This window comes from Pseudomonas sp. o96-267 (assembly GCF_003935465.1).
Lineage (GTDB): Bacteria > Pseudomonadota > Gammaproteobacteria > Pseudomonadales > Pseudomonadaceae > Aquipseudomonas > Aquipseudomonas sediminis.
Genome location: NZ_RHQP01000026.1, coordinates 71,775 through 83,596 on the forward strand (window position 1 = coordinate 71,775; position 11,822 = coordinate 83,596).

Below are 11,822 nucleotides of genomic sequence, written 5' to 3' on the forward strand. Positions count from 1 at the left end.
CGGACCCGCCAGAGCATAGACGCCTGACCACCTTCATAACCAGAGTAGATGCCGGCTGATTCATTCCGCTTTGCCCTATCGAGGCTAGACTGGCTGCACGCATTTTGCGCCTGCCTTCAGGAGACCAAGACCATGCTCAAAGCCGAATACCAACAGCGCGGCCCGGTGCCGCAGGATGTGATCAGCGCAGTGGCACTGCAGCTGCCGGAGCCCGCTGCCGGGCAGGTGCGGGTAAAGGTGTTGGCTGCACCGATCAACCCGTCCGACGTACTGACCCTGACCGGCGCCTACGGCATGCTGCCGCCACTGCCGGCCGTGGGCGGTAACGAAGGCGTCGGCAAGGTCGAGGCGCTCGGTGAAGGCGTCAGCAACTTCAAGGTCGGCCAGACCGTGCTGCTGCCGGTCGGCTGCGGTACCTGGGTCACGGCCTTGAACGCCCCGGCCGAGAAACTCATCCCGCTGCCGGATGCCGACCCGCTGCAACTGGCCATGCTTACCGTCAACCCGCCCACCGCCTCGCTGCTGCTCAGCGAGTTCGTCGACCTCAAGCCGGGCGACTGGGTGATCCAGAACGCCGCCAACTCGGGTGTCGGCAGCTACCTGATCCAACTGGCCAAGCTGCGCGGTTTCAAGACCATCAACGTGGTGCGCCGTGATTCGGCCATTGCCGGTGTCGAGGCCGAGGGCGGTGACCTGGTGCTGGTCGATGGCCCGGACCTGGCCAAGCGCGTGCGCGCAGCCACGGGCGGCGCTGAAGTTCGCCTGGGTATCGACGCGGTCGGCGGCGTCAGCACCGACAACCTGGCAGCGGCCCTGGCCAACGGCGGCGTGCTGGTGAACTACGGCATGATGAGTGGCCAGGCCTGCCAGGTATCGCCGGCCTCCTTCGTGTTCCGTGATGTGACCCTGCGCGGTTTCTGGCTGGCCAAGTGGTTCCAGCAGGCCAGCCCGGCGCAACAGATGAAGGTGTTCGGCGAGCTGGTGCAACTGATCGCCAGCGGCAAACTGAAGACCCGCGTCGCAGCCACCTACGACCTGGAGCACATCAAGGAGGCCGTAGCCGCTGCCGCCAGCGGCGAGCGTGATGGCAAGATTCTGCTGGTGCCCTGAGGTCTGCAGCAATGGGTGCGCATGGCGCACCCTACCTCCGCAGCACCGTTGGGTGGATCACGCTTTACCGATCCACCGCTCTGGCGGATGTACCACCCCACGGTTTCACACCGAAACCGTGGGGTGTGCCTTGCGCACCGCCTAACCATCACGCCACAGCAGCAGCCAGTCCCTCACGCATGCGTAGCGCATCACGCTGGAAGCAACGCGCCGCCTGCAGCAACGCCAGCAGTGTAAGAAACAGCGCTACCGGAATCAGAATCATGGCGTCATGCAGCCCGACGGCCTTGAACGCCTCGTTCATCTCGCTGGCACCCGCTGCCTGCATCGCCGCTTGCGCGTAATGGTCCGACAGCCAACCCACTGCCAGTGGGCCGAGCCCGCCACCCAGCAGATACAAACCGGCGAAGAACAACGCCATGGCAGTCGCCCGCAAGCGCGGCTCGATCACGTCCTGAATCGCCGTGTAGACGCAGGTATAGAAGTTGTAGGAGAACAGCCAGCCCAGGCTGAACACCCCGACGAACACAGCCGTCTCGATCCGCCCGGCGCTTAGCGCCCAACCAGTGCAGATACAAGCCACCAGCATGCTGAAAGCCACGAACAGCAGTCGGCCATTACCCCAGCGCTGATGCACCTTGTCGGCGACCCAGCCCCCAGCCGTCAGGCCGACCAGGCCGGTAAGCCCGACGATCACCCCGGTGGCCATGGCTGCATTCTGCAGGCCCAGGCCGAAATAGCGCTGCAACATCGGCACCATGAAGGAGTTGCAGGCATAAGAAGCGAAGTTGAACGCCAGCCCGGCCAGCACCAGCCACCAGAAAGTGCGGATCGCCAGTACCTTGCGCAGTGGCTTGTCCACCGGTGCGCTGCTGACGCGTACGGCCTCCGCCGCACCACGCGCCGGCTCGCGGATGAAGAACAGGAACAGCGCCAGGATCAACCCCGGCACCGCAGCGATCAGAAACGGCGCACGCCAACTGCCGAAGGCCTGCACCATGGCGCCGATGGTGAAGAATGCCAGCAGCAGGCCCAGCGGCAGGCCGAGCATGAAGATGCCCATGGCCCGTGAGCGCTTGTGCGCCGGGAACAGGTCGCCGATCAGCGAGTTGGCCGCCGGCGCGTAGCTGGCCTCACCGATACCGACGCCCATGCGAATCAGCAGGAAGCTCCAGAAATTCCAGGCCATGCCGTTGAGCGCGGTCAAGCCGCTCCAGGCCGCCAGGCCCCAACCCATGATCTTGCGCCGTGCACCGGTGTCGGCCATACGCCCGAGCGGAATGCCGGCCAGGGCGTAGACGATGGTGAAGGCGGTGCCGATAAGGCCGAGCTGCAGGTCGCTCAGGCTCCACTCCAGGCGGATCGGCTCGATGATGATGGCAGGGATGGTGCGATCGAAGAAGTTGAACAGGTTGGCCAGGAAAAGCAGGAAAAGAATGCGCCAGGCATTCGAGGCTTGCTGATGGGGCTGCACGACAAGGTTTCCTTTTTGTTGTCCGCGTGCGGCCTACTGCGGTGGCACCTACCTTGGCACCACCCACCGAACGCTGGGTGATGCGCAATCTAGAGGCTCTGCCCGGTTTTGTCTGCGACCATTTGCTTGGTTTATGCAAATCGATGGCATTGGATGCCAATCTGCCTAATATCCGGCGGTAATAAGGCAAAGTGCTTTTTTCCGTGCTAGAACCAATGGGGTTGGTCATTTTATGGCCAATGGCCAACACCCCACTGACTCGCCCGGACTGTCACCGATGAAAACAAAAAAAGACGCCGTAGCCCCCGCCAAGGAAGCCACACTGGCCGATATCGCCGATAACCTGCTGGCGCCGCCCGCGCTGCCGGTGTTGAGTGAAACCGGCGAGCAGTATCTGTATTTCACCGAACGCGATATCGAACGCATCCTCGATAACCTCGACGGCCTGCGCAACATGGTCTTCCCGCTGGCTGAACCACTGGACGAGGGCGAGTCGAGCCGTATCCAGCAATTTCCTTCGGTGTGCCTGATCGGCCTTGGCCGCTGCGGCTCGAACATCGCCCTGGACGTCGCCTCGCTGGTCTACAACGCCCGGCAGTTCTATCTGGAAGAGTTTCACAGCGAAGCCACCGCCGCCATCGAGCAGGCCTCACGCCCCAGCCGCTGGATTCGCAGCAACCTGCTGCGCACCCCGAGCAAACGCAGCAAGCCGGTATTCCTCATCGAACCGCTGGTGATGCTCGGCGACCTGGACAAGGACATCGCCGGGCGCATCCGCTTCTCGCGCAAGGGCGAGATGAGTGGGTTTCTCGACGATTACAGCAAGATGAAAATCATGGACCTGTCCGAGGTGCATGCCGGCGGTGCCGGCAACGCGCCGATCCTTGGTCAGTATCTGGCCAAGATCATCCTCAACAAGGACACCCAGCGCTTCTCCAACGAAGACTGGAAGTTCATCCACAGCTACCTGATCGACTCCTGCGGGATCAAGGCCAACCAATCGCGGCTGTACTTCTACATTTTCAGTGCTGGCGGCGGCACCGGCTCGGGCATGGCCTCGGAGTTCGGCCTGGCGCAGCAGTTCGCCTACATGAGCAAGACCTTCGACAGCAAGACGCCGGACGATGGCGAGGCCGAACGCGAACGTGGTTTCGTCTTCGAGCCGATCTTCACCAGTGGCATCTGCATCCTGCCGAACATTTCCGACCAGCGCAGCGAGATGTCCGAAGCCCTGCACATCAACGCCGGCCGCCTGCTGTGCAAGTACCTGGCCGAGGAATGGGATTTCTCCTACAACTTCGACAACGAGCAGAACAGCGCCGAAAGCGTGATGCGCCGCATCCGCCCATGGAACGCGATGATGCTCATTTCCAACGACATCATGCGTTACGCCGAAGAGAGCGGTGACGGCAGCATCCACAACATCGACGTGACCGCCATGGAGCGCCACGCCAACCAGTACATCTCGCAGCAGATCTTCAACATCCTCACTGCCCAGGCGGTGACCAGCGACTACGACCAGAACTACTTCCGCCGCGCCGGCATCGACATCGGCGAGACCATCCGCCTCGACGCCAACGACCTGTTCATGAGCCTGGCCGGCCCGGTGGCCGTGGCTTACGCCGAATCCGTGGTGCCCGAACAGCATGCCCAGCTGTCGGAGAAATTCCGCGTACTGGACAAGGAACAGAGCCCGCCACGGCTGAACATCGACGACCTGTTCTTCCGCTCCATCGACCTGCCGCACTTCAACAAGGTCACTCAGGCCATCGAGGGCATCAGCCTGCTGCCGATCGAGTCCAAGCGCTATCGCCAGGCGCTGGAGCAGTACAAGTCCAGCGGCTACGACGCCACGCAACTGAGCGACCTGCACTTCTTCAAGAACTGCTCCTCGGTGGTCTCGATCGTCTCCCTGCCCAAGGACTACAAGCTGTCCTACATGGACCTGAACCGGCTCAAGACCCACCTCAACAACCTCTTCCCCAACACCACGCTCAAGCGCTACGCACTGGTGATCGGCGCCTCGGCCAACCTCTCGCTGACCACCCTGATCGTCAAGAGCCCGTGCCTGTCGGACGACTTCCTGACCCTGATCGTCGCCTACATCAAGCGCTGCTTCGGCCGCGACCAGTACCGCTTCGACGACAGCCTGGACGACGCCATGCTCGACTTCATCGTCTCCGAGCGCTTCAACGAAGCGCAGCTCGACGCCATGCTCAACGAGCACGAAGACCCGGCGAAGATCCTCGACACCAACTGGTACGCGATCAAACCGATGTACGAGAAGAAGTACCGCGAGCTGATCCACGACGCCGAGAAGTTCGTCTCGATCAACGACATTCGCCTGTCGCGCGAAAGCGTCAAACAGGCGATCAAGTACCTGCGCGAAATCTATCGCCACCGCATCGGCAAGACCCGGGTGATCTCGCTCAACGATTACGGAAAATAGGTGGTACGAGCGTGCCTGTGCTTCACTGACTAGGGCACTTACACTGCCGCTAGGCGGGAGATGGCTATGGAAGGACTGTCGATCCGCTTTCTCGCCGACCTACCCGAGCAGGGCCAGCTCCTGCTCAATTGCGAACACGATCCCTGGCTGGTGGCACTGTCATGCGTCATCGCCAGCGTTGGCAGCCTCAGCACGCTGACCATCACCAAGCACCTCGATCAGGTGCAACGGCGCAGCATGCGCCAGGTCTGGGGCCTGCTCGGCGGGCTGTGCCTGGCGGGTGCCATCTGGTCCATGCACTTCATCGGCATGCTGGCGTTCCAGGCACCTGTCGCCATTCGCTACGACCTTGCCACCACGGTGCTGTCGCTGTTGGTGGCCCTGGCCGCTGCCCTTCTCGCCGTTTATTACATGGTCATGCCGCGCCCCGGCCTGAGCCGACAGCTGCTGGCCGCCAGCATCATCGGCCTGGGTATCAGCGCCATGCACTACAGCGGTATGGCGGCGATCCGCTCGGATGCTCAGGCCTACTACCACGGCGGCCTGTTCACCCTGTCCATCGTGATCGCCATCAGCGCCAGCTTCGCCGCGCTGCTGCTCAACCGTTACGTACGCCACGGCTCGCCGCGTCGACAGCGCTGGATGAAATATTCGGCAGCGCTGGTGATGGGCGCCGCCATCGCCTCGATGCACTACACCGGCATGGCCGCGCTCAACCTGGTGGTGCCAGACGGAACCGCACTGCAATTGCGCAGCGCCGACAACAGCGTACAACTGGTGCTGATCGTCGCCTCCATCACCCTGCTGATTCTCAGCCTGAGCCTGGCCGCAGCCTGGATCGGGCGCAAGCTCGACGACAAGGAGCGCGACCTGCAGCGGGTCAACACCTTGCTGGTGCAGCTCGATCAGGCCAAGGCCTCGCTGGAGCAAGTGGCACATTTTGACCCACTGACCGAGCTGCTCAACCGCCGCGGCTTCAACAGGGTATTCGCTGCCACGCTGGAGGAGCACGCGGTGACCGGCCGCAGCCTGGCGGTGATGTTTCTCGATGTCGATCATTTCAAGCGCATCAACGACAGCCTTGGCCACGATGCCGGCGACGAGCTACTGCGCGTGGTGGCACAGCGCATCCGCAGCGCGTTGCGTGAGCGCGACATCATCGCGCGCTTCGGCGGCGACGAGTTCTGCGTGGTCGCCAGCCTCGACAGCACCGCCGACCCACGCGCCCTGGCAGCGCGCATGCTGGAGCACATGAAGGAGCCAATTGGCCTGGCCGGGCGCAAGATCGTGATGACCACCAGCGTCGGCATCAGCCTGTTCCCACAGGACGGCAGCAGCGCCGACGAACTACTCAAACATGCCGATCTGGCGCTGTATCAATCCAAAGGCAGCGGCCGCAATGTGGTGCACTTCTTCAACCCGCACCTGAAGCAGAAAGCCTCGTACGAACTGCAACTTGAAGAAGACCTGCGCCAGGCGTTGCAACAGGACGACGGGCTGATTCTCTACTACCAGCCGATCATCGATCTGCGCAGCGGCGCGCTGAGCAAGCTCGAAGCCCTGGTGCGCTGGCATCACCCGCAGCATGGCCTGCTCACCCCTGAACGCTTCATTGGCATCGCCGAGGCTAACGGTTTCATCGACGTGCTCGACAACTGGGTGCTGCGCCGCGCCTGCCTGGACCTCAACAGCCTCGATCACATGGGCTATCCCGGGCTGAAGATCGCGGTCAACTGCTCGGCCCTGAACCTGGCCAACGATCAGTTACCCGGGCGCATCGAGCAGTTGTTGAACGCGACCCGTTGCCCCGCTCACTGCCTGGAACTGGAGGTGACCGAAAGCGCGCTGCTGAGCAACATCAACCGCGCCATCGGCCTGCTGGAAAACATTCGCGCGCTGGGCGTCAGCCTGTCCATCGACGACTTCGGCACCGGCTATTCCTCGCTCGCCTACCTGCGCCGCTTACCGCTGGATACGCTGAAGGTCGACCGCTCGTTCATCCAGGACGTCGCCCATTCCAGTCAGGACCGCGAGATCGTCCACGCCATCATCGCCATGGCCCACGCCCTGCACCTGAAGGTCGTTGCCGAAGGCGTGGAAACCGCCGAACAGCTGGCGTTCCTGCAGGAGCTCGACTGCGATCAGGTGCAGGGTTATCTGTTCAGCAAACCAGTACCGCTGGAGGAAATCGTCGCCCTCTTCCCACCGCATTACCGGCCGCTGGAACGGGTCGGCACGCGGTTCTAGGATCCTGAGGCAAACATCTGGTGCGCGCGGCGCACCCTACCCGAACCGCGATACGCCGATACGCCGATACGCCGATACGCCGTAGGTTGCACCATGCGCATCGAGCCAAACACCCATCGCCGGTCCCGCCCAGCGCCCCTATGCGCGCTGCTGCCATTGCGCCAACCAGCCGAGGCTGGCCTGCGTGCCCACCTCGCCCGGTTTGTACTCGGCGCCCAGCCAGCCGTTGTAGCCGCTGTCACGTAACGCACCGAGCAGCGCCGGAAAGGCCAACTCACCCGTACCTGGCGCACCGCGCCCCGGCATATCGGCGAACTGCACATGGCCGATGCGTCCAGCAAGCATGCGCATGCCTGCCGCTACATCGATTCCCTGGCGCGCCATGTGGTAGAGATCGTACTGCGCCGCCAGATTCGGGTGATCCACCGCGCGCAGCAGCGCATCCAGATCCTCCGGCGTATTGATCAGGAAGCCTGGCATATCGATGGGGTTGATCGCCTCCACCAGCACGCGAATGCCCAGCGCCGCGAAGGCCTCGGCGCTCTTGCGCAGGTTGGCGACCAGACAATCCAGCGCTTGCTCGCGACTCACGCCTTCAGCCAGGCGACCGGGCAGCACGTTGATGCAGGCCGGGCGCGCCATGGCAGCGTAGGTCAGCGCCTCCTGCAACGCGGTGTCGAACTCCACCTGTCGCGCCGGCACACTGGCCAGGCCGGGACCACCGGTCATCAGATCGCCCGCAGGCACGTTGATCAGCACCAACGGCAGCGCGGTCAACTCCAGCACCTCTTTCAGCGCGACCGCTGGCAATTCATAGGGGAACTGAATTTCCACACCCTCGAAACCCGCCGTCATTGCCGCCAGCACACGCTCGCGCAGTGGCAGCTCGGTGAACAGCATGGACAGGTTGGCAACGATCTTCATGGGCATTGCTCCCGCAACATTTCCACCAGGGTAGCTGGGTCGCGCTCCAGATTGCCCTGGCTGCCGTGCAGGCGCATCAACTGTGCGGCCAGGCCGCTCATGGGCGTGGCGCTGCCCTGCTCGCGGGACAGTTTGACCGCCGTATCGAGGTCCTTTAGCAGCGTGCGCACGTGCCACTTGATCGGCTCGAACTGGCTGGCAGCCATCTGCGGCGCCAGAATCTGCAACGGTTTGGAGTCGGCGAAACCACCGGCCAGTGCTGGAGCGATCAGGCTGGCATCGACGCCAGAGCGCTCGGCCAACGCCACCACTTCGGCGATCACCAGGGCGTTACAGGCGACGATCATCTGATTGCACACCTTGGTCACCTGCCCCGCGCCGACCTCGCCCATACGCGTCAGGCGCTGGCCCAGGTGCGCGAGAATCGGGCGTATACGCTCCACGTCCTCTTCGCGACCACCGGCCATGATCGCCAAGGTACCGGCCTCGGCCCCTGGCGTACCGCCGGAAACCGGCGCATCCCCCCAGCGCATACCGGTGCGCGCTTCCAGCTCAGCGGCCATCTCACGGGTAGCAGCCGGCTCCAGGCTGGAGAAATCCACCAGCAGCTGCCCCGGCCTTGCCCCTTCGACGATCCCACCCGGACCAAATACCACCTCGCGTACCACCTCGGTATTGGCCAGGCACAGCATCACCACATTGGCATCGCGGCACAGATCGGCAGGGTTTTCCACGCGGTGCGCGCCCTGCTCCAGCAGCGACGTGCATTTGTCCGGCGTGCGGTTCCAGAGGGTCAGCGGGTAGCCGGCAGCGAGCAGGCGACGGGTCATCGGCAGACCCATCAGGCCGATACCGGCGAAGGCGATGGCAGGCAGTGAAGCGGTCATACAAGGCTCCAGAGGCAGTGAAAAATCGATCAGCCAATACTAACCGCGACGGGGGCTTCGTCTGGAGCTTTCATCGATCAGTCCCGCGATCTCGGCCACAGACCTCAGCCCGCCTCCTCACAAAATACTTATGCGCATGATTGATTTATACATTTAGTAATAATTATCATTAATTAAATCTGAAACGATAAGAGCCATCATGCACAACAGGAATAAGAACGCTCTGCTGGGCCTTCTGCTCGCCAGCTGCAGCGCACCGCTTGCTGCCCAAGTCATCAGCCTGGAAGCCATGGAAATCTCCAGCGCCCCCATCGAGGACGCCGTGCAGCGCGCCCACGCGGAAAGACGCAATGCGAGCAATTCGAAAACGGTGATCGAGGCCGAGCAACTCAACCAGTTTGGCGATCAGCCGCTGGGCGATGCCCTTCGCCGTCTGGTCGGCGTCTCCTTCGCCGGCGCCAACCGTGCCCGTGAAGTGCAACTGCGCGGCATCGGCCCGGAGTATGCGCAGGTGTTGGTCAATGGCCGACGCATCCTCGATGCCAACTCCAAGCGCAGCGTGCAGCTGGATCGCATCCCCAGCTCGCTGGTCGAGCGCGTGGAGATCATCCGCTCGCCACTGGCCAGCCAGGAGGGCCAGGGCGCTGCAGGTACCGTCAATATCATTCTCAAGCAACGCGCCAAGAGCGGTAATGGCGAGATCGGCATCGGTGCCGGGCATATGGAAAGCAACGGTGGCCTGGGGGATGCCACCGTCTTCTACAGCCTGGGCAACGACAACGTCACGCTGAACCTGGCCGGCGGCGTGCAATTGCAGCGCCGCAACGAAAGCAAGGACTCGCTGGTGTTCAGCAACAGCGGCGCCAATGGCGGTGAACTGGGCATCAACGAGCGCCGCTTCGAGCAGGGCAACTTCCTGCCGTCGCTGGAGCTGCGCCTGAACGACGACAACCGCCTGAACTTCCAGCTCGATTACCTGAAGACCACCGAGTACCGCGACGACATCGCCGCCGAACTGGAAACTGCGCAGAACGCGGTGCGTCGTACCGAGTTCGAGGACCGCGAACGCAAGCGTACCAACCTGGCTCTGCTCAGCGACTGGACGCACCAGTGGAGCGATGACACCGAGCTGCTGCTGAGCCTCGACTTGCAGAAGGCCGACGAGGACACCACCCGCGACGCCAAACGCTACCGGGCCAACGGCACCCTGGATCGCACGCGCCTGCGTGACGAGAACATCCACATGACCTCGGTCTCGCCCACCCTCAAGGTCAAGACGCTGCTCGACGCCCACAGCCTCGAATGGGGCGCCGGGGCACGTCGCGAGACCCGCGAGGAAGACAACAGCAACATCGAGAATGGCGTGGTCCGCCCCATCAATGCCGCGCGCACCTACCAGATCCGTGAGGACATCACCCACCTGTTCGCCCAGGACACCTGGCTGCTGCCCTGGGGCGACAGCCTGACCTACGGCCTGCGCCTGGAAGACGCCCACACCCGCACCCGCGACTTCAACGGCGCCAAGCAGCAGACCAGCAAGCTCAGCCCCCTACCGTCGATCAGCTACCTCGGCCATCTCAGTGCCAACACCGACTGGCGCCTGGGTATCGCCCGCACGCTGCGCCGGCCCGATCTGCGCGAGCTGAGCCCGACCGTCACCACTGACTCCGGCACCCTGGCCCGGCCCGATACCGGTGGCAACCCGGGGATGACACCAGAGTCCATCTGGGGCGTCGACCTGGGGCTGGATCACTTCTTCAACGACCAGCGTGGCCTGCTCTCGGCCAACCTGTTCCACCGCCAGTTCAGTGACAAGATCGAAAACGTGCTCAGCGAGCAGAACAACGGCCGCTGGCTGAGCCGCCCGGAGAACGCCGGCGACGGCCAGGCCAGCGGCCTGGAACTGGAAGCACGCGCGCCAATGGATGTGCTCGGCTTGCCGCAACTGACGCTATGGTCCAACGCCACCGCCGTGCACACCCGCCTGAAGAGCGAAGCCACTGGTGAAACCCGACGCTTCCTCGATCAGCCGGACTATCTGTTCAACGCCGGCGCCGACTACTACCTGGCCAGCCTGCGCACCACCTTCGGCATCAACTACAACTGGAACAGCGGCTACAACCAGAAGTATCGACTGACTTCGGGCCAGACGGCAGAGAACGACCAGGATGCGGTCGGCCGTGTCGATATCTCCGCGCGCACCCAACTCAGCGAGAACACCAGCCTCAACCTGTCGGTGCTCAACCTGTTCGCCCAGAACGAGGACAGCCGCGCCACGACCTACGGCGCCAATGGCCTGCTGGAAAGCAACAGCCTGACCGAGGAAGGCACCTACCGCACCTTCTACGTGCGCGTGCAAACCGCGTTCTGATTGTTCGCGCGCCACTCAGAGGCCCCCGATGCGCCAGCGTCGGGGGCATTTTTCGTTCTGGTAGCGGCGGCATCAAGACCCTACAGATTCCACACCCCAGACCTGAACGGCAATAACCCCATTAGCCTCTGGGCGACCAAAGCAAGCTGGGAGTCGCGACCATCTGTGCCGAGGCGCGTCCCCGACAGCACCGTACTGGTCACAAAGTGCCTTAGCCATGCCTTTGATGGTGCTGGCCGTGGATGATGGCCAGGGTGTGGACGACCGCATGATAGACAGCTATCGGCCGATTCTGTTGAAAAAGTAGCGACCTCCCCGTGCTGCCGGCAGAATCACTCTGTCGGTGAGCGCGGGGGCGAA

7 protein-coding genes are annotated in these 11,822 nt (G+C 63.1%); 4 read left to right on the plus strand and 3 right to left on the minus strand.

Features of this window, described 5'->3' with window-relative positions:
• The first annotated feature begins 132 nt into the window (after positions 1–132).
• Positions 133–1,110, plus strand: coding sequence for a zinc-dependent alcohol dehydrogenase family protein (locus EGJ86_RS17585; protein ID WP_125835990.1), 978 nt, complete (start codon positions 133–135; stop codon positions 1,108–1,110).
• 148 nt (positions 1,111–1,258) lie between these two features.
• Here the strand turns inward: EGJ86_RS17585 and EGJ86_RS17590 are convergent, their stop codons facing one another.
• Complete coding sequence (locus tag EGJ86_RS17590) at positions 1,259–2,584, minus strand: MFS transporter (protein WP_125835991.1); 1,326 nt, start codon at positions 2,582–2,584, stop codon at positions 1,259–1,261.
• A 277-nt stretch (positions 2,585–2,861) separates the two neighbouring features.
• Between EGJ86_RS17590 and EGJ86_RS17595 the strand changes: the two genes are divergently transcribed.
• Together EGJ86_RS17595 and EGJ86_RS17600 are read left to right on the plus strand one after the other, a co-directional pair.
• Positions 2,862–5,033, plus strand: coding sequence for a hypothetical protein (locus EGJ86_RS17595; protein ID WP_125835992.1), 2,172 nt, complete (start codon positions 2,862–2,864; stop codon positions 5,031–5,033).
• Positions 5,034–5,099: 66 nt separating this feature from the next.
• Positions 5,100–7,280, plus strand: coding sequence for a bifunctional diguanylate cyclase/phosphodiesterase (locus tag EGJ86_RS17600; RefSeq protein ID WP_125835993.1), 2,181 nt, complete (start codon positions 5,100–5,102; stop codon positions 7,278–7,280).
• 138 nt (positions 7,281–7,418) lie between these two features.
• Here the strand turns inward: EGJ86_RS17600 and EGJ86_RS17605 are convergent, their stop codons facing one another.
• Positions 7,419–8,204, minus strand: a complete 786-nt coding sequence (locus EGJ86_RS17605; RefSeq protein ID WP_125835994.1) for a hydroxypyruvate isomerase family protein — start codon at positions 8,202–8,204, stop codon at positions 7,419–7,421.
• Positions 8,201–9,091, minus strand: a complete 891-nt coding sequence (locus tag EGJ86_RS17610; protein ID WP_125835995.1) for an NAD(P)-dependent oxidoreductase — start codon at positions 9,089–9,091, stop codon at positions 8,201–8,203. Before EGJ86_RS17610 ends, EGJ86_RS17605 begins: the two co-directional genes overlap by 4 nt.
• A gap of 199 nt (positions 9,092–9,290) precedes the next feature.
• Here EGJ86_RS17610 and EGJ86_RS17615 point away from each other — a divergent pair, with 199 nt between their 5' ends.
• On the plus strand, positions 9,291–11,462 hold the full coding sequence (locus EGJ86_RS17615) for a TonB-dependent siderophore receptor (RefSeq protein ID WP_125835996.1): 2,172 nt from the start codon (positions 9,291–9,293) through the stop codon (positions 11,460–11,462).
• The last annotated feature ends 360 nt before the right edge of the window (positions 11,463–11,822 follow it).

Excerpts from the sequence above, each read along its gene's own strand:
- EGJ86_RS17585 (WP_125835990.1), top strand. The coding sequence starts at position 133 with ATGCTCAAAGCCGAATACCAACAGCGCGGCCCGGTGCCGCAGGATGTG.
- EGJ86_RS17595 (WP_125835992.1), top strand. The coding sequence starts at position 2,862 with ATGAAAACAAAAAAAGACGCCGTAGCCCCCGCCAAGGAAGCCACACTG.
- EGJ86_RS17600 (WP_125835993.1), top strand. The coding sequence starts at position 5,100 with ATGGAAGGACTGTCGATCCGCTTTCTCGCCGACCTACCCGAGCAGGGC.
- EGJ86_RS17605 (WP_125835994.1), bottom strand. The coding sequence starts at position 8,204 with ATGAAGATCGTTGCCAACCTGTCCATGCTGTTCACCGAGCTGCCACTG.
- EGJ86_RS17610 (WP_125835995.1), bottom strand. The coding sequence starts at position 9,091 with ATGACCGCTTCACTGCCTGCCATCGCCTTCGCCGGTATCGGCCTGATG.
- EGJ86_RS17615 (WP_125835996.1), top strand. The coding sequence starts at position 9,291 with ATGCACAACAGGAATAAGAACGCTCTGCTGGGCCTTCTGCTCGCCAGC.